This window comes from Streptomyces sp. NPDC016309 (assembly GCF_043077235.1).
GTDB lineage: Bacteria > Actinomycetota > Actinomycetes > Streptomycetales > Streptomycetaceae > Streptomyces.
In genome coordinates, this window is sequence record NZ_JBIBSG010000002.1 from 94,104 (window position 1) to 115,947 (window position 21,844).

The following is a 21,844-nucleotide window of genomic DNA, read 5'->3' on the forward strand; positions in this document are numbered from 1 at the left end:
GAACCGAACCCCGTGGACATGTTGTGGAGCGGCTGGGGCGACCCGGCCAAGGCGGCACCCCTGCCCGACACCGTGACCGGCCTGCTGCGCGACCTGCTCGGGGTCACCCCCCGCGACCGGGGCCCCGCCGCACTGGAGGACATCACCGTCCCCGAGCCGCCGCTCACCGACGCGGCCCGCCGCGCCCTCGCCGACTGCCTCGGCGACCCCGCCCTGCTGCGCACCGACGCCGAGACCCGCGTCCGCCACACCCGCGGCAAGTCCACCCCCGACCTGCTGCGCATCCGCGCGGGCGAGGTCGACGACATCCCCGCCGCCGTCCTGCTGCCCGGCACGCACGAGGAGGTCCTCGCCGTCCTCCGCGTGTGCGCCGAACACCAGGTGGCCGCCGTGCCGTTCGGCGGCGGCACCTCGGTCGTCGGCGGCCTCGCCCCCGAGCGCACCACCTTCGTCGCCCTCGACCTGCGCCGCATGAACGCCCTGCTCGACCTGGACGAGGTCTCCCGCACGGCGACTCTCCAGCCCGGGATGCGCGCCCCCCACGCCGAGGCCCTGCTCAACGAGCGCGGCTACACCCTCGGCCACTTCCCCCAGTCGTACGAATGGGCCACCATCGGCGGATTCGCCGCGGCCCGCTCCAGCGGCCAGGCCTCCGCCGGGTACGGCCGCTTCGACGAGATGGTCCTCGGCGTCACCGTCGCCACCCCCCAGGGCACCTGGGCCGCCGGACAGGCACCCCGCTCGGCGGCCGGCCCCGACCTGCGCCAGCTCGTCCTCGGCTCCGAGGGCGCGCTCGGCGTGATCACCTCCGTCACCGTACGGATCCGCCCGCTGCCGTCCGCGCGCCACTACGAGGGCTGGCGCTTCGCGTCCTTCGAGGCCGGCGCCGCCGCGCTGCGCAAGCTCGCCCAGGACGGCCCCCGCCCCACCGTCCTGCGCCTGTCGGACGAGACCGAGACCTTCGTCGGCCTCGCCCACCCCGACCGCATCGGCAGCGGCGGCACGGAGTCCGCCGGCTGCATGGCCGTCGTCGGCTACGAGGGCACGGCCGCGTCCACCGAGGAATGCCGGGACGCCGTCCACCAGGTGCTCCTCGCCGAGGGCGGCGAACACGTCGGCACCGAACCGGGCGACCGCTGGGCCCACGGCCGCTACGACGCCCCCTACCTCCGTGACGCGCTGCTCGACGCCGGCGCCTTCGCCGAGACCCTGGAGACCGCCGCCTTCTGGTCCGCGATCCCGGACCTCTACCAGGGCGTGCGGCAGGCACTCACCACCGCCCTCACCGACGCCGGGACGCCCCCGCTCGTCATGTGCCACATCTCGCACGTGTACGAGAACGGCGCCTCGCTGTACTTCACCGTCGTCTCCGCCCAGGGCGAGGACCCCGTCGCGCACTGGGCACCGGCCAAGCACGCCGCCAACGAGGCCATCCTGGCCGCCGGCGGCACCATCAGCCACCACCACGGCGTCGGCACGGACCACCGCGACTGGTACGCCCGCGAGGTGGGCCCGCTCGGCGTCCGCGTCCTCCAGGCCGTCAAGACGGAGCTCGACCCGGCGGGCGTGCTCAACCCCGGCATCCTCGTCCCCGTCCGCCACCCCTGATCCGGCCCGGCCCACCCGGCCGCCGGCCCGCCCTGCCCTACGGAGGCGCGCACATGCGACAGTTCACCGCCGTCGTCAACCCGGCCGCGGGAAGTTCCAGCGGCACGGCGGCCCTGCTGCCCGTGGCCCGGCTCCTGCGGGAGGCGGGCGCCGGACTGGAGACCCGGTACAGCCGCAGCCTCGACCACGCCCGTGAACTGGCGCGCACGGCCGCGGCGCGGGGGCACACCGTGCTCGCGGTCGGCGGCGACGGCATGGCCGGCGCCGTCGGCGGCGTCCTCAGCGGCACCGACGCCGTCCTCGGCCTCGTGCCCTCCGGCCGCGGCAACGACTTCGCCCGCGCCCTGGGGCTGCCCACCGACCCCCCGGCCCTGGCCGAGCTGCTGCTGCACGCGACGCCGCACGCCGTCGACACCATCCAGGTGGAATCGGCCACCCACCCCGGGACCGCCGTGCTCGGCAGCGTGTACGCCGGGGTCGACGCGGTCGCCAACCGGTACGCCAACCGGTCCCGGCTGCTGCGCGGCGCCGCCTCGTACTACGCCGGCGGTGCGCGCGCGGTGGCCGGCTGGCGGCCGGCGACGTACCGCATCACCGTCGACGGCACCGTCCACGAACGGCGCGGCTACACCGTCGTCGCCGCCAACTCCGGCTTCTACGGCTTCGGCCGCCGGGTCGCGCCGGACGCGCGCGTCGACGACGGACTGCTGGACGTCGTCGTGCTGGGCCACGCCTCCAAGCTGCTCTTCTTCACGATGATGAACGAGCTCAAGACCGGGGCGCACCTGCGGCGCCCGCAGGTCGAGGTGCTGCGCGGCAGGGAGATCCGCATCGAGGCCGACCGCGACCTCCCCTACGGCGCGGACGGCGAGGTGGACGCGGCCCTGCCGGTCACCGTACGGGTCCGGCCGGGCGCGCTGCACGTCCTCCGGTGAGGGGGTGGCGAGTGGAGTGCCGCAGGGTTCTCGGGGGGGACCTGCGACACTCCCTCCCTTCCGGGCGGCGGCTGGAGGCGCCCACGCCCCGGCATCCGTCGCCTGCCCGGCCCCTGCCGCCGCACACGGGGCCGTACGGCTGACGCGGCGGCGCCGGGCCGCCGGGGCCGGCGCCGCCCCGCCTCGCCCCGGTGTGGCGAGACGTCAGTCCGGGCGGCCGGGAACCAGATTGACCCGCTCCCGGACCACCGGGTACCCCGCCTTGGTGAAGTTCGCGGCCATCGGGGTGTTGCCCTGGTCGGTGGCCCCGGCGATGAAAGCGGCCCCCCGCTCGGCCAGGAAGTGGGTGCACTCGGCCAGCAGGTCGTAGGCGTAGCCGCGCCCGCGGTGCTCCGGGAGCACGCCGATGAAGCCGACGCAGGGCCCGGCCGGGTTGTGCGCCGGGACGTGGAGGCCGGCCAGGTCACCGTCCGGGGCGTACGCCACCTGCCACCACTCGCGCGGCGACGGGCACCAGTGGAAGAAGTCCAGCTCCTCCTGCGCCGCTTGGTCGAGCCCGCCCTCCTCGACGGCCCGCAGCGCGTGGGCGTCCAGCGTCACCGCGTGGACGCGCCGCAGCGCCTCGAAGAACACGGCGTCGTCCGGCTCCGCCGCGAACGTCAGCCGCCCGGGGCGCTTCGGGAGGCCGCACTCGGGCGTCCAGCGGTACATGTACCGCTCGACCAGCACCTCGTAGCCGGCCGCCCGCGCGGCCCGCAGCCGGGCCGCGCCCGCGGCACGGGTGACCGGGTCCTCCCGCCAGCCGGCGGGCAGGTTGAGCTCCAGCTCGACCCGGTGGGGGGCGGTCCGCAACAGCGCGGAACCCGCGTCCTCCTCGCCCTCGGCGACGTCGAACCAGTTGATGTTCAGGGGGGTGCGGTCGTCGGGACCGCCCCACCAGGCACCCCGGGCGACCACACGGCCGTCACGGAGCGCGACCCGCTTCCACTCGGGACGGTGCGTGGTCCGGGCGTGCACGGTACGCGCGCCGAGCGGGTCGGGCAGGGTGTCGAAGAGATGGGCGTCGCTCGGACCGAGCGCGCGGATGACCGGATCGGTCATGGGAGTCGTCCTCCGGTACAGATGCGTACGGAGCGCTCCCGGTCAGATCGTGGACGCCGGGGAGACGGAACGGGAGCGCGGGGAACGTGACTGGTGCACGGCACTCGCCTCCTTCCGTCGTCGTGGGGCGTCGCCGCCCACCCTAGGTGCCCCGGTCCGGCCGCGTCCACGGGTTTGTGTGAGGCTGTTCCCCGCACCGTCCGAAGGGGGAACCACCATGCACACGCCGAGCCTGCCCGACGACCTGGAGGCCCCGGACCGCCTCTGGGCACGGGCCGTCACCTTCGCCCTGCTGGAAGAGGCGTGCGGCGACGGCCGGCCCGAGCACGTCCTCGACCGGCACGGACTGTGGTGCCACAGCACCGGCGCCTGCGGCTGGTGGCGGCTGACCCTGCTCGACGGCGGGCGGGCCGTCCTCGTCGGCCAGGACCCCGACGGCAGCCACACGCACATCGACGGCCGGCAGATCGACTTCCTGGCCGGCGGCCCCGACTGGCTGCCCTGGGAGCAGTTGCGCGAGGACGCCGAGGGCAACCTCCTCGGCTTCGCCTACTGGTGGGAGAACGGCGCCTGGCACCGCATCCCCTATCCGGAGGAGCTCGACGAGGACGGCCTGGAGGGCGCCGCGCCCTGGGTCGGGTCCGAGGACGAGTTCGTGGTCCTCACGGCCGTCCTCGCGGACGCCGACGAGCTGACGGGGGACCAGCGGCGGGCACTGGACGGGGCCGTCACCCGGTTCCGCGAGCGCGCCGAGGCACGCACCGTCGACGCGGCCGCCGTGACCGACCTCCTCACCGCCGCATTGCCCGGCGGCGTACCGCCCGGGCGGCCGGAGGCGGCGCTGGACCTGGCCCGGCGGGCCGGACTGACCGGCGCCGCGAGCACCGGGGCCTGACCCGGGCCGGTCACCGGCCCGCCGGGGGAGGGGTGCCGTCGCGGACGGCCCCCTCGCCCTCGGCGTCGATGTGCGGCAGCACCCGGTCCAGCCACCCCGGCGCCCACCACGCCGACCGGCCGAGCAGCGTCATGGCGGCCGGCACGAGCAGCAGGCGCACGATCGTGGCGTCGATGAGCACACTCGCGGCCAGGCCCAGCCCCAGCATCTTGACCACGATGCTGTCGCTCAGGATGAAGGCGGCGAAGACGCTGACCATGATGAGCGCCGCGCAGGTGATGACCCGTGCCGTGATCTCCAGCGCGTGCGCGACGCTCGCCTTCGGGTCCCCGGTGCGCAGCCAGGCCTCGTGGACCCGGGACAGCAGGAAGATCTCGTAGTCCATGCTGAGTCCGAAGACGATGGCGAACATCATCATCGGGACGTAGCTCTCGATGGGCACCTCGCCCGAGACGCCCAGCGCGGGCCCGCCCCACCCCCACTGGAACACCGCCACCACCACGCCGTACGAGGCGCCGATCGACAGCACGTTGAGCACGGCCGCCTTGACCGCGACGAGCACCCCGCGGAAGACGACGAGGATCACCAGGAAGGCCAGGCCGACGACGACGGCGATGATCAGCGGCAGCCTCCTGGACACGATGTCCAGGAAGTCCACCTGGGCGGCGGTGGTCCCCGTCACGTACGTACGGGCGCCGGTCCCGCCGACCGCCTGCGGAAGGACGTCGTCCACGAGGTGGTTCACCAGGTCGGTCGTCCTCTTGTCCTGGGGGTCGGCGACGGAGTAGGCCGTCGCGATCAGCACGTCGCCGTCCTGGGTGGGCTTCAGAGGGGTGATCACCGCCGCGTCCGGCACGTCGGCCAGCGCGCTCGCGGCCTTCGAGGCCAGGGAGGACCGGTCGGCGGACGGCACGTCCGACTGGTCGATCACCAGCGTCAGTGGGCCGTTCGACCCCGGCCCGAAGGCCGAGGACATCAGGTCGAAGGCCCGCCGGTCGGTGAACGACTCCGGGTCCGCGCCGTCACCGATGTGCCCGAGCCGGATGAACAGCAGCGGCACCGCCAGCACCGCCAGCACCACGACCCCGGAGACCAGGAACCACCACGGCCGGCGCTCCACCCGCTGCGCGTACCGGTGCCAGGTTCCGTGTGCCGCCTGCCCCGGTCCGGTGTCCGTCTCGGCGATGGGCCGCCGGACGTGGAGCCGGTCGATCCACCGGCCGGCCAGGCCCAGGACCGCCGGTACCAGGGTGAGCGCCGCCAGGACGGCGGTGACCACCGTGACGGCCGCGGCGAGACCCAGCTTGCCGATGAAGTCGATCCCCGACACCCACAGCCCGGAGAGCGCGATGACCACCGTGCAGCCGGACACCAGCACCGCCTTGCCGCTGGTGGCCGCCGCCAGCCCGGCCGCCGTCACCGGGTCCCGCCCGTCCATGAGGTTCTGCCGGTGGCGGGTGATCAGGAACAGCGCGTAGTCGATGCCCACGCCCAGGCCGATCATCGTGGCCAGCGTGGGCGAGACGGTGGCGAACGTGAACGCCGCGGCCAGCAGCCCCAGCAGGGCGATCCCGCAGATCACCGCGATCAGCGCGGTCAGCAGCGGTGCCACCGCCGCCACCACGCTGCCGAACCCGATCAGCAGCACCAGGATCGCCACCCCGAAGCCGATGGCCTCGCTGGTCCGGTCGTCCGGTTCGGGCCGTGCCAGCTCGCCCAGCGGGCCGCCGTACTCCACCTCCACGCCCGCCGACCGCAACGGCTGGACCGCCGTGTCCACGCCGCCGAGGTAGGACGAACCGAGCGTGGAGGGCTGGACGTCGAACCGTACGGTGATGTAAGCCGTCTTCCCGTCCGAGGACAACGGGCCGACGTCGGTGGCGCCCTGCGCGGGTGGTGGTGTCCCGGGCGGCGGCAACGGGTTCTGCGCGCTGAGGACGTGCGGCAGCTTCTGGAGGCCGCTCACCGCCGTGCCGATCTGCCCGGAGAAGTCGGTCAGCGGCTTCCCGGCGTCGTGCAGCACGACCTGGGCGCTGTATCCGCCGGCCGCCGGCTCGTGCGCCTGGAGCACGTCGAGGCCGTCCTGCGACTGGGACCCCGGCAGGGCGAAGTTGTCCGAGTAGTCGCCCCCGTACGTCCGGTCCAGCACCTGGAGGCCCACCAGAGCCGCCAGCCACAGCACGACGACGGTCACGCAGTGGCGGGCGCACCAGCCCCCGACCTGCCGGAGGATGCCCTTCCGCGACGAGGCCACGCGCCCTCCCGGACTGCCTGCCCGGCGGTGGGGCGCGGGCGCGACGACGCACGGCACCCGGCGGCGGATGACGCACCTGTTGACGCCATTCAAGGACGACGGGCACCGGGTGGCACCTCCCGCGCCGCCCGAAGGGTGAACCCGCGCCGGCCCGAAGCCCGTCCGCGTCCCGTACCACCGCCCTACCGCCGCCATGCTCCCGCGGGGCGTCCGCCCGCGCCGCACCGCGTGCACGGCCGTGCGCCCGGACGTAGCGTGGCGTGACGGGCGAGCTCGCGAAGGGACCGCCATGCGCCGCTACCCACCGATCGCCGACCACGGGCTCGTCGGCGACCTGCGGACGGCCGCCCTCATCTCGTCGGACGGGGTCCTCGACTGGTTCTGCGCGCCCCGCTTCGACTCGCCCAGCCTGTTCGCCGCCCTGCTCGACCACGACCGGGGCGGCCACTTCGCCATCACCCCGCGGGCCGACGGGGCGACGACACGTCAGCTCTACCTCGCCGACACCGCCGTCCTGGTCACCCGGTTCATGACGGAGGAGGGCGTCGGCGAGATCGTCGACTTCATGCCGCCGGCCGGGACCGGCCCCGGCGACCGGCAACGGATCGTCAGGATCCTGCGCGTCACCCGCGGCGAGGTCCGCTTCCGGCTGGAGTGCCGGCCCCGGTTCGACTACGGACGGGCCCCGCACCGCCTCGACCTCGACCACGACACCGCCCGCTTCACCGGCCCGGACACCACCGTCTTCCTGCACCTCGGCGGCGAGGCGGCCCAGCCCCCGCGGCTGCTGCGCGACCCGCGCGGCCACGGGGACGTCCGGGCGGAGCTGACCCTGCGCCAGGGGCAGAGGGCGGCGGCCGTACTGACCGTCTGCCCCGGCACCGACCCGCCGCCGCCCCCGCGGCCGACCGCGGACACCGTCCGGGAGGCGTTCGGCGCCACGTACGACCACTGGCACCGCTGGGTGCGCCGCAGCCGGTACCGGGGCCGCTGGCAGCAGGTCGTCAACCGGTCCGCGATCACCCTCAAGCTGATGACGTACGCCCCCACCGGCGCGCCCGTGGCCGCCGTCACCGCGGGCCTGCCCGAACGCCTCGGCGGCGAGCGCAACTGGGATTACCGCTACACCTGGGTGCGCGACGCGTCCCTGTCCGTGAAGGCGCTGCTGGACCTCGGGTACGAGGAGGAGGCGGACGCCTTCCGGCGCTGGCTGGGCGCCCGCGTGGCGGCGGGCGCGACGGTGACCGGGGAGCCGCTTCAGATCATGTACCGGGTGGACGGCGACCCGGAGCTGGGCGAGGAGGTCCTCGGTCACCTGGCGGGCTACCGGGGGTCCGCCCCGGTACGGGTCGGCAACGACGCGGCCGGCCAGCTCCAGCTCGACATCTACGGCGAGGTCGCCTTCGCGCTGAGCCACGCCCACGACGCGGCCCAGCTCGCCGGATACGACGGCTGGCGCGGCCTCGCCGCCCTCCTGGACTGGCTGGCCCGCACCTGGGACCGGCCCGACGAGGGCATCTGGGAGACCCGGGGCGGCCGCCACCACTTCACCTTCAGCCGCGTGATGTGCTGGACGGCCTTCGACCGGGGCATCCGGCTGGCCCGCGACCTGGCCCGCCCCGCCGACGTCGCCGGCTGGACCGCCGCGCGGGACGCCGTCTTCGAGCAGGTCATGGAACGCGGCTGGAGCGCCCGGCGCGGGGCGTTCGTCCAGCACTACGACACCGAGGTGCTGGACGCCTCCCTGCTGCTGATGCCGGTGGTGGGCTTCCTCTCCCCGAAGGACCGCCGCTGGCTGTCGACCCTGGACGCCATGGAGGCCGAGCTGGTCTCCGACAGCCTGGTCCACCGCTACGACCCGCTCGCCTCACCGGACGGGCTGCGCGGTGACGAGGGCACCTTCTCCCTGTGCAGCTTCCTGTACGCCGGGGCCCTCGCCCGCGCGGGCCGGCTCGGCATGGCGCGGTACGCGTTCGACAAGATGCTGACCTACGCCAACCACGTCGGGCTGTTCGCCGAGGAGATCGGGCCGAGCGGCGAGCAACTGGGCAACTTCCCGCAGGCCTTCACGCACGTGGCGCTCATCATGGCGGCCCTCGCCCTCGACGAGGAGCTGGACCGCGCCGGCGACTGAACCCGGCCGGCCGGCGAGGGAAGCGGCGGCCACGGAACCGCGCCCCGCCGGCGGAACCGCGCCCCGGCGGCGGAAGGGTGCCCCGGACTGCGCCGTACGGGCGACGGCGGTGGTGACCCGGGCGGCGCGGCGGTCGTTGGCCGGGCATGTCACGCGCCACGCAGCACACCCTCGTCCTGCTCGCCCTCACCGGTGCCGCCCTCGCCGTCCCCGGCACCGCCCACGCCGACTCGCTCAACGAGGGACTCGTCGACCGGGTCCACGTCGGCGTCGACGGCAAGGCCGGACAGCACGTGGTGGACGAGGCCGTCCACACGCTGGACGCCGTGCAGTCCAAGGCGTCGATCCGGCCGGGCGGCCACGGCCGCTGAGGTCAGGCGAACACCACGCACGCGGCGGCCGGCACCTCCACCGCGCCGCCGCGCCGCGGCTCACCGCTCTCCGTGTCCACGTCGAACCAGGTGACGTCGCCGGACCACTCGTTGGCGACGTACAGCCGCCCGCCCGGGCCGGCCACCAGATCGCGCGGCCACACCCCACCGCAGTCCACCGCGCCGGCCGGCCGCGGCTTCCCCGGCCCGTCGGCCAGCGAGAACGTCAGGATCCGGTTGCTGCCGCGCACCGCGGCCCGGACGAAACGGCCGTCGGGGGAGACGGCGACCACCGAGGGGTACACCCGCTCCCCGGCGGGCACGCCCTCCGGGTCGACCGCCACCTCCGCGAGCGGCTCCAGGCGCCCGGCCGCCCCGTCCCAGCGGCAGACGGTCATCTGCGGCTCCAGCTCGTGCAGCACGTACACCTCCTCGCCGTCCGGGTGGAACGCGAGGTGACGCGGCCCGGACCCGGCCCGGAGCACCGTCTCCGTGTGCACCTGGAGCTCCCCCGACGGGCCGGGCGCGCACACCCGCACCGCGTCGGTGCCCAGGTCCACGCCCAGCACCCACCGCCCGCCGGGGGCGGGGAGCACCTGGTGGGCGTGCGGCCCGCGCTGCCGCTCGGGGTCGGGGCCCGCACCGTGGTGCGCCAGTACGGCCGGGGGCCCCGTGACGCTCCCGTCCGGGCCCACCGCGAGGCCGCTGACGCTCCCCGAGCCGTAGTTGGCGGTGAACAGCCGGCCACCGGACACGGCGAGGTGGGTGGGGCCGGCGCCCGCCACCTGGACCGGGGGGCCCAGCGGGGTCAGGCTCCCGTCGGCCCCGGCGCGAAAGGCCGTGACGGTGCCCGGATCCGTGTCGGCCACCGCGTACAGCGTCCTCGTCTCCGGGGCGAACGCGAGGGACGAGGGGTTGACGACGGTGGCGACGCTCGTGTGCGGGGTGAGCGCCCCGGTCGCCGGGTCGACGGCCGCGACCGTGATGCCGCGGCCGCCCCCGGAGGTGAACGAGCCGATGTATGCCCAGTGCACGCCGATGCCCTCTTTCCTGCCGTTGCCGACGACGACTGGCTGGGCACTGTAGGCGCGGGCGCGGGGGTCAGCGGCCGTACACGCCGACCTCGCGCAGCGAGTAGCCCCATCCGGTCCCGCGCGCGAGGCCCGTCACCCGGACGTGCCGGGCCGGCACGGGGGTGAACCGCGCGGTGTCCAGGCCGCCGTCACCGGTGGTGGTGGACAGGACGGTCCGCCAGTCCGCCCCGTCGGCGGACACCTCGATCCGGTACGCCTTGGCGTACGCGCGCTCCCAGTCGAGGGTGACCCGCCCGACCGTGCGCGTGGCGCCCAGGTCGACCGCCAGCCACTGGGGGTCGTGCCAGTCGCTCGCCCAGCGGGTGCGCGGGTCGCCGTCCACCGCACGGGCCGGCGCGTAGCTGGTGAAGGGGTTCCACTCGGCGCTGCTCGCCGAGGCCGCGGCCCCGGCGGCCAGGTTCTCGTCCGGGCGGTGGCGCTCGGAGGCGCCCCAGGTGGTGAGGTAGGACTCGGCCCCGCGGAACAGGTCGTCGACGACGTCCTGGCCGCCCACGCTCCGGATGTCCTCCAGCCAGTCCGGCACCAGTCCGTAGTGGGCGGCGCCGTCGGTGTTGAGGTCCCAGGTGCGTTCACCGGTGGTCTGCCGGTCGAGGAGCGAGCCGCCGTCGGCGCTGCGGAACGGGTAGCGCACCGGGTGGGGGGCGTCGGCGCCCCGGGGGCCCGGCCAGCCGCCGACGCCGTTCATGTCGGTGCCGTAGCCGTAGCCCACGCCGTACTTCTCGCGCAGGGCGTCGGTGCGCCGGGCCTCGGCGGTGAAGCCCTCGGCGCCGTGCATGTACTGGGCGATGAAGCCGCCGAGGCGGTAGACCCGCTCCGTCCAGTCCGAGTCCATCCAGCTATGCGAGGAGATCACGCCGGGGTACGACTCGGCCTCCAGGACGTCCAGGACGCGGCCCGCCGCCTTGACGCTCATGTGGTCGATCTCGACCATCATTCCCCGCCGCGCCATGCCCCGCAGCGCGTACTCGCCGAGCGCGCTCAGCCCCCGGGTGTTGCAGCGGGCGCCGGCGGCGTACGAGGGGACCGCCACCCCGGGCGGCAGCTTGCTCTCCGCCCCGGGCGCCGCGGCGAGGCCGATGGGGTTGTCGGCTTGCGGGCCGGCGCACTTCTCGGTCTTCCAGAACGTGCCCGTCGACAGGAACTGGCCCACGTTGATGGCCGTGCCGAGGGTGCCCTCGTCGAACCTGACGCCGCACAGGGCGTTGTCGAACTTGTGGCACAGGAACATGCTGCGGACACCGAGCGCGTGCAGTTCGTCGAGGCCCCGGTCGATGTCGTCCCTGCCGCACTGCGGCACGTCGAGGATCTGCTTGCAGCCGAACGGCTCCGAGGTCTCCACGCCCAGTACCACGGCCAGTTTGCCCTGCTCGATCACCTCCCGGGCCTGTGCCGAGTCGGTGACGATCCGGAACCACCCCTTCCCGGGGCCGCCGTACATCCGGTCGACGAAGGCCTGCATCTCGTACGTCTTGCGGGCCTGGAGGCGGATGGAGGTCATCTCGTCGCAGCCGCGGTCCTTGAAGAAGTAGACCGAGCAGATCACGCCGTTGGTGACCAGGTCGTTGACGAGGACGCGCTGGCCGCCGCGCCAGGCGCGCTCCACCCAGGCGTAGTAGTTCTGCTGGTGGGTGAGGGAGTCGTGGGCGGGCCAGTCCTTGAACGTCGGCCAGCCGTGGGGGTCGTGTTTGCCGTCGCCGCCCTTGGTGATGAAGTCGAAGACGGCGAGGGAGCCGTCGGGGTAGTGCTCGGGGCAGTCCTTGAGCGCGTCGGCGACCCCGAGCTCCGAGAAGGGCTTGCCGCAGATCAGCCGGCCGCCGAAGGCCTCGTTGGACATCAGGTGGTCGTGCGCGTCGACGAAGCCGCGCACCCGCCCCTGGGCGTCGGTGCCCCTGAACGGTTCGCCGGTGACGCCCACCCGGGAGTCGGGGGCGGGCCGGGCGACCGGATCCCACCACCCGGAGGCGGGGGAGGCGCCGGCCACGGCGGGCGCGGGCCCGAGGGCCACCAGTGTGAGGAGCAGGGAGAGGGCCGCGAGGACCTTCACCCTGCCGTGCGAGCGTAGCGACGAGGTCATCACCCGTGTCCTGTCCCGGCCGGAGGGGCACCGCCGGACGCCGGGACGGGGGGCCGTCCGGCGGCCGCGGCACTGGTCATGTGCTTGTCATGTCCTCATAAAGCGTGGAAGAGGATCGCCGCTGCGGCCCGGGCAGTCAAGACATCCGGCGCCGCCGCTCGGGCAGGCGCGCCACGGAGGACACGGCGTAGGGTCGCCCCATGGTGCACGTACTGAGCAGCAGGGTCCTGCTGCGGCCCCGCGATCCGCACGCCTCCCGCGTCTTCTACGGCGAGACCCTGGGCCTGGCCGTCTACCGCGAGTTCGGTACCGGACCGGAGCGCGGGACCGTCTACTTCCTGGGCGGCGGGTACCTGGAGGTGTCCGGCCGGTCGGACGAGCCGCCGACCGGCACGCTGCGCCTGTGGATGCAGGTCGCCGACTGCGCCGCCGCCCACGAGGAGCTGACCGGGCGGGGGGTGACGGTGCTGCGGGAACCGGTGCGGGAGCCCTGGGGCCTGATCGAGATGTGGATCGCCGACCCGGACGGCCACCGCATCGTGCTGACCGAGGTGCCCGCCGATCACCCGCTGCGCTACCGGCCCTGACGTGCCGTTCGCACCAGTGGCCGACCCCCGTGGCGGTCACTGGTGCGAACGGCGGTTCAGGTGCGTCAGAAGGTGCAGGTGGAGACGTCCTTCAGCCACGCGGGGCCCTGGATGTAGATGTTGGTGACCCAGGCCTTGTAGTCGGGCAGGTAGGACCAGGCGTCGTTGGTGTAGCCGTCGGAAGTGACCTTCTCGGCGTGCTTCTGGCACTGGACGCGGATGGTCGTCGGACCGGGAAAGGCGTACACCCGGGCGGCCTTCGTCGACGGCTCCGCCTTGGTCCAGACGCCGGTGCCCCAGGTCCGGAACAGGGGGCCGGACACCGGACCGGTGTCGACCCGGACGGCACCGAAGTAGCCGCCGGTCAGCCGGACGTCGCTGACCATCAGCTTGGTGCCGGACTGCCGCGCCTCCACCATCTTGCCGGCACCCAGGTAGATGGCGATGTGGTGCAGGTCCCGGGACGTGCCCCAGACCAGCAGGTCACCCGGCAGCAGCGGGGCCAGGCCCTGGGCGGCGGTGAAACGCTCCGCGGCCCGGTGCGTGTAGAACTGGGCACTGGCGTCCCCGTTGAGCGGGTCCGACCCGGTGGCCTCGGCGTAGGCGTGGCGGACCAGACCGGAGCAGTCGAAGCCGAGCCGCTCCGGGTCGTGTTCGCTGGCCGGGTCGGTCGGGTCCACCTGACCGTACGTCGGACCGGGCCGCGGGCCGTGCCCGCCGCCCCACGTGTACCAGACGCCCGCGGCGACCTGCGCGCAGGCCGCGGCGACGGCCCGCTCGGCCGCCGCGGAGGCCCCCGGCGCCCGGACGCCGCACGTGTCGTCGGCCGCCGCCGACGCGGACCCGGGCGCCCAGAGGAACAGGGCGACCAAGGCGAGGAGTGTGCCGATGAGACCGGAGCGGCGAAGCATGCGAAACCCCTGTTCCGTGTGGACGTGCTGCCGGACAGCAGCCTGACGGGCGTGGCCCGGGCCCGTCGACACTTCCGCGTCGCCCACCCGGACGGGCAACGGGAAACACCCGGGAAACCCCCGGTGACCAGGCGTCAGCCGTCGGCGCACGCCGTGCCGGAGGCCACCGGCAGACCGGACGCCGACGGCTCCCGGCCCCCGGGACCAGCGCGCTGCCGCACCCGGCAGACCTCCGCCAGCCGGGCACCCACGTCCGGACTCCACAGCCTGACCGTGCCGTCGTTGCTGCTGCTGGCGACCGTCCGCCCGTCGGGGGAGAAGACGACGCCCCACACCGCGTTCGTATGACCCGTCAGCGCCGCCCACAGCCGGCGCGTGCCGACGTCCCACAGCCGCACCGTACGGTCGTTGCCGCTGCTGGCCAGCGTCCGCCCGTCGGGGGAGAAGGCGATGCCCCGCGCGGAACCGGTGTGACCGGTCAGCGCCCCCACCGGGCGCCGCAGCCGGGGGTCCCACAGCCGCACCGTCCCGTCGTTGCCGCTGCTCGCCAGCAACCCCCCGTCCGGGGCGAACGCCACACCGCGCACCGCGCCCGTGTGCCCGGTGAGCGCGGCCAGCGGCCGGCGCGTGCCGACGTCCCACAGCCGCACCGCCAGGTCGTCACCGGCGCTCGCCAGAGTGCGCCCGTCGGGGCTGAACACCACGTCGTTGACGAAGTCCGTGTGGCCGGCCAGCGCGGTCAGGTGGCGGCGCGTGGCCACGTCCCACAGCCGCACCGCACGGTCGGAGCCGGCCGACGCCAGGGTCCGCCCGTCCGGGGCGAAGACCACCGAGAACACGTCCCCGTGCGTCCCGGTGAGCGCGCCCAGCGGGCGGCGCCCGGCCACGTCCCACAACCGGACCGTGCCGTCGGAGCCGGCCGACGCCAGGGTCCGCCCGTCGGGCGAGAAGTCCACCGAGTACACCGATTCACGGTGCCCGGTGAGCGTCGCGGGCGGCCGGCGCCCCGTCACGTCCCACAGCCGCACCGTGTGATCGGCGCCGGCGGCGGCCAGCAGCTTCCCGTCCGGGCTGTAGGCGGCCCGGAGGACCTCGGTGAACGGGTGCGACGTCAGCACCGGACCGCGCAGGTCCCACAGCACCACGGTCTGGTCGAACCCGGCCGTGGCCAGCACCGCGCCGCGCGGGTCCACGGCCACCCCGAGCACATAGTCCGTGTGCCCCGTCAGCGTCGCGGTCGGCCGGCCGCCGCGCACGTCCCACAGCCGGGTCGTGCCGTCGCCGCCCGCGCTGACCACCCTCGTGCCGTCCGGGGTGTACGCGACCGCGTTGACGTCGTCGTCGTGCCCGGTCAGGGTCTTCACGGCACGGTGCGAGCGGGTGTCCCACAGCCGCACCGTCCGGTCCATGCCCCCGGTGGCGACCGTCCCCCCGTCGGGCGCGAACGCGGCTCCCAGCACCTCGTCGGTGTGCTCCCCGAGGACGGCGGGCGGCCGGTCGCCGGCGGTGTCCCACAGCCGTACGGTCCGGTCCGAGCCGGCCGACACGAGCGTCCGCCCGTCCGGGGCGTACGCCAGCGCGTTGACGCGCCCCCGATGGCCCCGCAGCGTCCCCGCCGCCCGGGGCCGGGCGCCACCGACGTCCCACAGTCCGACCGTGCCGTCGGCGCCCGCGACGGCCAGCGTCCGCCCGCGCGGGGCGAAGGCCACCGCCCGGGCCCCTGCCGTGCGCGCGGGCAGCGCGCCCGCCGGCACCGGCCGGTCCGCCGCCGTGTCCCACAGCCGCACCGGCCCGTCCGTGGACGTCACCGCGAGCACCCGCCCGTCCGGGCCGAAGGCGACCGAGCGCACCCGCCCGGGGACCGGCAGCGCCGCACCGGTCCAGTGGTCGGCCACCCGCCACAGCCGCACCGTCCCGTCCGAACTCGCCGACGCCAGCAGCCGGCCGCCCGGCGCGAACGCCACGGCGTTCACCGGCCCGTCGTGCCCGCGCAGCCGGCCGGAGAAGGGCTGCGCCTGGGTGCTCAGCAGCGCCCCCCGCGCCTCGGTCGTGGGCGCCGTACGGTAGGCCTCCTCGGCGAGCAGCATGGACGCCTCCGGCTGACCGGCGGCCAGCGACGTGGACCGCGCGGCCAGCGCCTGCGAACGGGCGGCCCGCTCCTGGTCCAGCGCGCCCGCGCGCTGCTGGTACGCCACGCCCCCGGCCGTCAGGGCCACGGCCAGCAGGACCACGAGCGTGGCCAGCATCCGCTGCTGCCACCGGACCTGACGCCGGGCCTGCTCGGCCCGCGCGTCCTCCTCGGCCCGGCTGGCCCGGAGGAAGGCGGCCTCCCGCGGGCCGAGCCGGCCGATGCCTTCCCACTCCTGTGCCCAGGCCCGCACCGTGTCCAGCCGGGTCCCCCGGTACAGGGCGGACGGGTCGCGTCCCTCGCGCTCCCAGTCCTCCGCCGCGTGGGTGAGCTGCTGGTGCGCCAGCAGCCCCGCCCGGTCGGCGTGGATCCAGCCGCGCAGCCGGGGCCAGGCGTGCAGCAGCGCCTCGTGGGTGATCTCCACGGTGTCGCAGTCCACGGTGATCAGCCGGGCCCGTACGAACGCGTCCAGCGCGGCCGCCGCCCCGTCCGCGTCCGTCAGCTGCTCCAGCAGGGCCGTCCGGCTCGTGCGGCGCCGGGTCGCCCCGGTGCCGTCCTCCACATGGACCAGCCGCACCAGGATCCGGCGGATGGTCCTCTGCTCGGCCGGGTAGAGGCGGGCGAACACGTCCTCCGCCGTACGGGCGATCGCCCCCTGGATGCCGCCGGTGTCCTCGTAACCGGCCACCGTCAGCGTGCCGTCCTCACGCCGCTGCCACGTGGCCATGAGCGCGTGCGACACCAGGGGCAGGGCACCGGACGGCGCGTGCTCCGCCGCCCGGCCCGGTTCGCCGGCGCCCGCCTCGCGCAGTCCGGCGTCCCGCAGCAGCAGGGGGACCAGGCCCCGTTCGAGCGTGACGCCGGCGAGCCCGGCCGGGCCGGTGATGGACTCGCGCAGCTCCGCCACCGACATCGGCGGCAGCACGAACAGACCGCCGGTGAACACCGGTGCGAGTTCCGAAAGTTCGAGGCAGTTGCCGGTGAAGTCGGCCCGCACCCCGATCACGACGGCCGCGGCGTCCTGGCCGGCCGCCTCGGGCGGGGACGCGGCGAGCGCGGTGAGCACCCGGACGAAGGCGCGCCGCTCGTCCTCGTCGGGGCAGAGGGTGAACAGTTCCTCGAACTGGTCGACGATCAGCACCGGCCGGACGGGTGGCGCCGGCCGGTCGCCGGGCTCCGGCGCGGACCGGCCGTCCGAGAGCCGCCGCACCGCGTCGAGCAGCGCCCCGGGCCGGTCGCGCAGCTCCCGCGTACTGACCCCGAGGTCGCTCCCCACGGCCTTTGCGGTGCGGTCGAGCAGCTCCTGGAGGGGCTGTGCGGTCGGCGTGCACAGCACCACGGGCCACTCGTCGGCACCCGGCATCGGGAAGCCGCCACCGCGCCGGAGGGCCGGTACGAGACCGGCGTTGAGCAGCGACGACTTCCCGGCGCCCGAGGGGGCGACCAGCAACACCGGTCCGGAACCGATCCGTTCGAAGACCCGCTCGACCAGCGCGGCCGTCGCCCGCTCCCGGCCGAAGAACCACCCCGCGTCCTCGGGGGTGAAGGCCGACAGCCCCCGGTAGGGGCAGGGTCCGTCCGGTGGGTCGCCCGGCGGGGGAGGGGGCGCGGGCCCCTCCCGTACCAGGCGCAGCAGCTCGCCCTCCGCCCGCAGGACCTGGTCGCACCGGCGTGCGACGTCGAAGGTGACCCGCTTGGCGCCCGTCTCGATCTTGCTGAGGTAGCCCTTGCTGTAGTGCGTCCGGCGAGCCAGATCGGCCAGCGACAGCCCGCGCTCCAGTCGCAGGTGTCTCAGCCGCGCGGAGAAGGGCGCCGCCGTGTCCCCGGGCGACTCGCGCGGACGGCCGGTTCCGCGCGGACGGCCGGTGTCGTGCGGACTCTCGGTTGCGTGCGGACTTTCGCTCTCGTGCGATCGGTCGGTTGCGTACGGACGGTCGGTCTTCCGTCCGCGGTCCGGATCCCCCAAAGCATCCCCCCTGGCAAGGCGCGCCCGGATCGTGAGATGACAGGTGCCCAGGCTACAGCGGGGGTCCGACAACCGGCCAAGTCGTCGGGCCGGTGTGGCGGGAACAGGACTTCCGGAACCGCCGCGTGGGCGGTTCCGGAAGCTGTCCCTCGGGTGGGGAGGCCGGTGACTACGGCTGGAGGGTGATCGAGTTGATGGGCGTCATGTCCTTGTCGATGTACCAGCCGGCCGGCAGGTAGCCCTGGCAGCCGGTGCCGTTGTAGCCGGTGCAGGTCCGCACCGTGGCCCCGCCGGTCTGGTTGTTGTAGATGCGGTAGGTGCCGTACATGTTGCTGAGGTTGTGGGCCCCGTAGGTGTAGTAGGTGTGCGTGGGCCGGTCGTTGTTCCAGCCCGCACCCGGGTAGAGGCAGACGTACCCTGACGGGCACCCGTGGCTCGTGGCCGCCTCGGCCGCCTGGGCCTGGGTCGCGCCGACGGTGGTCATCGTCCCGACGGCCAGTGCGAGCGCCGCGACGGTCCGCATCATCTTGCGCATGTTTCCCCCTTGGTGGGTCGTGTGGAGCGCTGACGACTCCAGACTGTCCACGGGGTCCGCCCGGGTCGACGGGTTTCCTGTTGCCCGTCCGGCCGCCACCCGGGAAACAGCCCCTGACCAGCGCGTCCACCACCGCCCGGTCAACGGCTCCGGGGGTACGGCGGGCCCGCCGCACATGCGACCCGCCCGGGAGGAACGGCGGCCGCCCCGGTGGGTATGAGGCACGGCATGACTGAAGTGGTGCAAGCGGCTCTGTGGGGTGGAGTGGCGGGTTCGGCGCTCCTGCTGGGCGCGCTGGTGGGGTTCGCGGTGCCCGTGCCCCGGTGGCTGATCGCGTCGGTGATGGCGTTCGGGGCGGGCGTCCTGCTGTCCGCCGTGTCGTTCGAACTGGTGGAGGAGTCCTACGAACAGGGTGGTCTGGCGCCCGCGGCCGTGGGCACGGTCGCGGGCGCCGTCGCCTACACGGCCGGCAACCTGTGGCTGGCCCGGCGCGGCGGCCGCCACCGCAAACGGTCCGGGCACCGGCAGGCCCAGCCCTCGGAGGCGCAGGCCGGCGGCTCCGGCCTCGCCCTGGCCCTGGGCGCCCTGCTCGACGGCGTACCGGAGTCGGCGGCCATCGGGGTGAGCCTGCTCGACGGCGGGGCGGTGAGCACAGTGACGGTCGCCGCGGTGTTCCTCAGCAATGTGCCGGAGGGGCTGTCGAGTTCAGCGGGCATGAAGCGGGCGGGCCGCGGCAAGGGGTACGTCTTCGGGGTGTGGGGCGCGATCGCGGTGGCGAGCACCGTCTCGGCGGTGCTGGGCTACACGGTGGTCGGCGCCCTGCCGACGGCCGTGGTGGCCTCGGTGACGGCCGTGGCCGCCGGGGCGATCCTGGCGATGATCGCGGACACGATGATCCCGGAGGCGTTCGACGACGCGCACCTGGGCATCGGGCTGATCACCGTCTGCGGCTTCCTCGTCTCCTTCGCGCTCTCCCACGCGTGACGGAGGCGGCGCTCCGGGACCCGTCAGCACGACGGGGAGCGGAACGTGGGGGAGGACCACTCGTCCTGGGCCGCCCAGTCGGGCATGCCGTGGGCCCGTTCCCGCAGTTCCCACGGGGCGCGGCGCTCCCAGGGCGACGCGGCGGCCCGGAAACCGGCGGGGAGGCCGGCGGGTAACCCCGGTAAGACGGTCAGTCCAGCGTCCGCCTCCCGGTCCGTCCAGTGATCGGTCCCGGATTCTTCGATCATCCGACTGCCCTCCTGGTGGTTCGGTGCCTGCTGAGCACCGTAGGGGCAGGGCGGCGGCAGCACATCCTCCGCGGTGCGTATACCTCACCGGTCCGGAGCCCGAGCCCGAGCCCGAGCCCGGTTCCGGTTCCCGCTCGCCGGAGCGGGCCGGTGGTGGCGCCCCGGCGGGCCGGCGGCCCGGGCGGGTCAGGCCGTCGCGTCGGCGAGCAGGCGCGTCAGCGGTGCGGGGACGCGCTCCGGGTCCAGACGCGTCACGAGCAGCCGCGCGTACCGGGCCTTGCGGCCGCTGTGCGTGCCCATGAACCGGTGGAGCTGTCGCTCGACCGGCCGGTCCCGCTGCGCGGGCTGGTTGCGGAAGGTGCGGAAGGCGCGCAGCTCCCCCGCGGCGGCGATGACCTCACCCACCGCCTCGGCGCCCGACGCCCGTATCAGCTCGTCCTCCAGGTCGGCGTCGCACACATGGAAACCGCACCGCTCCATGCCGGCACGGCCGAGGCCGCCGCCGAGACCGGCCCGCTCCAGCCCGCGCCGGAACCAGCGCTCCTCCGCCACGTCGCACAACCCGGCCAGACCGAGCCCCAGCCCCCGGGGCCCCACCACCTCCAGGAACCGGCCGATGCTCGTCACGCCACCGAGCGGGACGACCGGGAAGCCCTCCGCGTCCAGGTCCCGGCCCCGGCACGCGGCCAGGGCCTCCACCGCGACCCGGTCGCTGGGACCCTCGACCAGCAGGACCTTCTTCGGCCGGGCCCGCGCGGCCAGTTCGCGCGCCGCCACGGCCGCCGCCGGGGCGTCCTCGCCGCCCGCGGCCCAGGCGATCACCGCCGACCGGAAACGCTGTACGTCGTTCATCCGCGCCAGTCTGGCAAACCCGTACCGACCGCGTCGCCGCGTTTTTCCCGCCGCCGAGACCGGCGATTACACCGATGCCGCAGCCCCCGGGCCGCCGTGACAGTGGCACCCCCACCCGCCACGGCGATGCGGACCGGGCCGCTCCGGGCCGCAGCCGCCACGACAGAGAGGACGACTCCGTCGTGCAGCACGCACCCGCCGGCACCCCCCTCGGCGCCGCCCACCCCACCCAGCAGCCCGCCACCACCGCCTCCGCCGCGCGCCGGCGCCGCCACCGGCCGTTCACGGCGGCCCTGGTGGCGTTCCTGGCCGTCACCGGCCTCAGCAGCGCCATGACCACCGGCGCCCAGGCCGCGGACAACCCCTACGAGCGGGGCCCCGCTCCCAGCACCGCGAGCATCGAGGCCCTCCGCGGGCCCTACGCCGTCTCGCAGACCGGCGTCTCCTCGCTGAGCGTCACCGGCTTCGGCGGCGGCACCATCTACTACCCCACCACCACCGCGGACGGGACGTTCGGGGCGATCGCCATCTCCCCCGGCTTCACCGGCACCCAGTCGTCCATCGCCTGGCTGGGCCCGAGACTCGCCTCCCAGGGGTTCGTCGTCATGACGATCGACACCCTCACCACCCTCGACCAGCCCGACAGCCGGGGCCGCCAACTGCTCGCCGCCCTCGACTACCTGACCCAGCGCAGCACGGTCAGAGGCCGGATCGACAGCACCCGGCTCGGCGTCATGGGGCACTCCATGGGCGGCGGCGGCACCCTGGAGGCCGCCAAGAGCCGGCCCTCCCTCCAGGCCGCGATCCCGCTCACCGGCTGGAACACCGACAAGACCTGGCCCGAACTGCGCACCCCGACCCTTGTCGTGGGCGCGGACGGCGACACGATCGCGCCCGTCGCCACGCACTCGGAGCCGTTCTACGAGTCGCTGCCCGGCACGCTCGACAAGGCGTACCTGGAGCTGAACAACGCGACCCACTTCACGCCCAACACCTCGGACACCACCATCGCGAAGTACAGCATCTCGTGGCTCAAGCGCTTCATCGACAATGACACCCGCTACGAGCAGTTCCTCTGCCCCCTCCCGCGCCCCAGCCTGACGATCGAGGAGTACCGCGGCACCTGTCCGCACACCTCCTGACCGCACCGCCCGGCTCCTGACCGCA

17 protein-coding genes are annotated in these 21,844 nt (G+C 74.8%); 8 read left to right on the forward strand and 9 right to left on the reverse strand.

The genetic code is table 11. The features are described 5' to 3' along the window. Positions 1-12 precede the first annotated feature (12 nt). Together ACF068_RS05075 and ACF068_RS05080 are read left to right on the forward strand one after the other, a co-directional pair. On the forward strand, positions 13-1,608 hold the full coding sequence (locus ACF068_RS05075; protein ID WP_392272768.1) for an FAD-binding oxidoreductase: 1,596 nt from the start codon (positions 13-15) through the stop codon (positions 1,606-1,608). A 53-nt stretch (positions 1,609-1,661) separates the two neighbouring features. Further along, complete coding sequence (locus ACF068_RS05080; protein WP_392272769.1) at positions 1,662-2,543, forward strand: diacylglycerol/lipid kinase family protein; 882 nt, start codon at positions 1,662-1,664, stop codon at positions 2,541-2,543. Between the two features lie 204 nt (positions 2,544-2,747). On the opposite strand, the gene ACF068_RS05085 is transcribed toward ACF068_RS05080, so the two are convergent. Beyond that, positions 2,748-3,644 (reverse strand): GNAT family N-acetyltransferase, encoded by an 897-nt coding sequence (locus tag ACF068_RS05085; RefSeq protein ID WP_392272770.1) that lies wholly within the window; start codon positions 3,642-3,644, stop codon positions 2,748-2,750. 217 nt (positions 3,645-3,861) lie between these two features. Here ACF068_RS05085 and ACF068_RS05090 point away from each other — a divergent pair, with 217 nt between their 5' ends. Next, on the forward strand, positions 3,862-4,539 hold the full coding sequence (locus ACF068_RS05090; protein ID WP_392272771.1) for a hypothetical protein: 678 nt from the start codon (positions 3,862-3,864) through the stop codon (positions 4,537-4,539). Positions 4,540-4,549: 10 nt separating this feature from the next. Here the strand turns inward: ACF068_RS05090 and ACF068_RS05095 are convergent, their stop codons facing one another. Then, positions 4,550-6,793 (reverse strand): MMPL family transporter, encoded by a 2,244-nt coding sequence (locus ACF068_RS05095; protein ID WP_392272772.1) that lies wholly within the window; start codon positions 6,791-6,793, stop codon positions 4,550-4,552. A 289-nt stretch (positions 6,794-7,082) separates the two neighbouring features. On the opposite strand from ACF068_RS05095, the gene ACF068_RS05100 reads away from it, so the two are divergent. After that, on the forward strand, positions 7,083-8,927 hold the full coding sequence (locus ACF068_RS05100) for a glycoside hydrolase family 15 protein (RefSeq protein WP_392272773.1): 1,845 nt from the start codon (positions 7,083-7,085) through the stop codon (positions 8,925-8,927). Between the two features lie 146 nt (positions 8,928-9,073). Then, a complete protein-coding gene (locus tag ACF068_RS05105) occupies positions 9,074-9,298 on the forward strand; it encodes a hypothetical protein (RefSeq protein WP_392272774.1) in 225 nt (74 codons plus the stop codon). 2 nt (positions 9,299-9,300) lie between these two features. Here the strand turns inward: ACF068_RS05105 and ACF068_RS05110 are convergent, their stop codons facing one another. Both ACF068_RS05110 and ACF068_RS05115 read right to left on the reverse strand, forming a co-directional pair. Beyond that, the gene (locus ACF068_RS05110) at positions 9,301-10,332 is read right to left on the reverse strand and encodes a lactonase family protein (protein ID WP_392272775.1); all 1,032 of its coding nucleotides are present in this window, start codon (positions 10,330-10,332) and stop codon (positions 9,301-9,303) included. 67 nt (positions 10,333-10,399) lie between these two features. Then, positions 10,400-12,466: a discoidin domain-containing protein gene (locus ACF068_RS05115; protein ID WP_392272776.1), complete on the reverse strand. Its 2,067-nt coding sequence runs from the start codon at positions 12,464-12,466 to the stop codon at positions 10,400-10,402. Between the two features lie 200 nt (positions 12,467-12,666). On the opposite strand from ACF068_RS05115, the gene ACF068_RS05120 reads away from it, so the two are divergent. After that, positions 12,667-13,053, forward strand: coding sequence for a VOC family protein (locus ACF068_RS05120; RefSeq protein WP_392272777.1), 387 nt, complete (start codon positions 12,667-12,669; stop codon positions 13,051-13,053). Between the two features lie 65 nt (positions 13,054-13,118). Here the strand turns inward: ACF068_RS05120 and ACF068_RS05125 are convergent, their stop codons facing one another. The 3 genes from ACF068_RS05125 to ACF068_RS05135 all read right to left on the reverse strand — a co-directional run bounded on the left by ACF068_RS05125 (position 13,119) and on the right by ACF068_RS05135 (position 18,593). Beyond that, positions 13,119-13,964, reverse strand: coding sequence for a C40 family peptidase (locus ACF068_RS05125; RefSeq protein WP_392272778.1), 846 nt, complete (start codon positions 13,962-13,964; stop codon positions 13,119-13,121). Positions 13,965-14,098: 134 nt separating this feature from the next. Then, complete coding sequence (locus tag ACF068_RS05130; RefSeq protein WP_392272779.1) at positions 14,099-18,058, reverse strand: helix-turn-helix domain-containing protein; 3,960 nt, start codon at positions 18,056-18,058, stop codon at positions 14,099-14,101. Positions 18,059-18,227: 169 nt separating this feature from the next. Then, on the reverse strand, positions 18,228-18,593 hold the full coding sequence (locus ACF068_RS05135) for a hypothetical protein (protein ID WP_392272780.1): 366 nt from the start codon (positions 18,591-18,593) through the stop codon (positions 18,228-18,230). Between the two features lie 228 nt (positions 18,594-18,821). On the opposite strand from ACF068_RS05135, the gene ACF068_RS05140 reads away from it, so the two are divergent. Beyond that, positions 18,822-19,577 carry a ZIP family metal transporter gene (locus ACF068_RS05140; protein WP_392272781.1) on the forward strand — a complete coding sequence of 252 codons (756 nt, stop codon included), beginning with the start codon at positions 18,822-18,824 and terminating at the stop codon, positions 19,575-19,577. 23 nt (positions 19,578-19,600) lie between these two features. Here the strand turns inward: ACF068_RS05140 and ACF068_RS05145 are convergent, their stop codons facing one another. Continuing rightward, on the reverse strand, positions 19,601-19,825 hold the full coding sequence (locus ACF068_RS05145) for a hypothetical protein (protein WP_392272782.1): 225 nt from the start codon (positions 19,823-19,825) through the stop codon (positions 19,601-19,603). A gap of 186 nt (positions 19,826-20,011) precedes the next feature. After that, positions 20,012-20,677, reverse strand: a complete 666-nt coding sequence (locus ACF068_RS05150; RefSeq protein WP_392272783.1) for a TOPRIM nucleotidyl transferase/hydrolase domain-containing protein — start codon at positions 20,675-20,677, stop codon at positions 20,012-20,014. Positions 20,678-21,009: 332 nt separating this feature from the next. Here ACF068_RS05150 and ACF068_RS05155 point away from each other — a divergent pair, with 332 nt between their 5' ends. After that, the gene (locus ACF068_RS05155; protein WP_392273260.1) at positions 21,010-21,819 is read left to right on the forward strand and encodes an alpha/beta hydrolase family protein; all 810 of its coding nucleotides are present in this window, start codon (positions 21,010-21,012) and stop codon (positions 21,817-21,819) included. The last annotated feature ends 25 nt before the right edge of the window (positions 21,820-21,844 follow it).

Excerpts from the sequence above, each read along its gene's own strand:
- ACF068_RS05080 (WP_392272769.1), top strand. The coding sequence starts at position 1,662 with ATGCGACAGTTCACCGCCGTCGTCAACCCGGCCGCGGGAAGTTCCAGC.
- ACF068_RS05085 (WP_392272770.1), bottom strand. The coding sequence starts at position 3,644 with ATGACCGATCCGGTCATCCGCGCGCTCGGTCCGAGCGACGCCCATCTC.
- ACF068_RS05090 (WP_392272771.1), top strand. The coding sequence starts at position 3,862 with ATGCACACGCCGAGCCTGCCCGACGACCTGGAGGCCCCGGACCGCCTC.
- ACF068_RS05100 (WP_392272773.1), top strand. The coding sequence starts at position 7,083 with ATGCGCCGCTACCCACCGATCGCCGACCACGGGCTCGTCGGCGACCTG.
- ACF068_RS05105 (WP_392272774.1), top strand. The coding sequence starts at position 9,074 with ATGTCACGCGCCACGCAGCACACCCTCGTCCTGCTCGCCCTCACCGGT.
- ACF068_RS05115 (WP_392272776.1), bottom strand. The coding sequence starts at position 12,466 with ATGACCTCGTCGCTACGCTCGCACGGCAGGGTGAAGGTCCTCGCGGCC.
- ACF068_RS05120 (WP_392272777.1), top strand. The coding sequence starts at position 12,667 with ATGGTGCACGTACTGAGCAGCAGGGTCCTGCTGCGGCCCCGCGATCCG.
- ACF068_RS05125 (WP_392272778.1), bottom strand. The coding sequence starts at position 13,964 with ATGCTTCGCCGCTCCGGTCTCATCGGCACACTCCTCGCCTTGGTCGCC.
- ACF068_RS05135 (WP_392272780.1), bottom strand. The coding sequence starts at position 18,593 with ATGCGCAAGATGATGCGGACCGTCGCGGCGCTCGCACTGGCCGTCGGG.
- ACF068_RS05140 (WP_392272781.1), top strand. The coding sequence starts at position 18,822 with ATGACTGAAGTGGTGCAAGCGGCTCTGTGGGGTGGAGTGGCGGGTTCG.
- ACF068_RS05145 (WP_392272782.1), bottom strand. The coding sequence starts at position 19,825 with ATGATCGAAGAATCCGGGACCGATCACTGGACGGACCGGGAGGCGGAC.
- ACF068_RS05150 (WP_392272783.1), bottom strand. The coding sequence starts at position 20,677 with ATGAACGACGTACAGCGTTTCCGGTCGGCGGTGATCGCCTGGGCCGCG.
- ACF068_RS05155 (WP_392273260.1), top strand. The coding sequence starts at position 21,010 with ATGACCACCGGCGCCCAGGCCGCGGACAACCCCTACGAGCGGGGCCCC.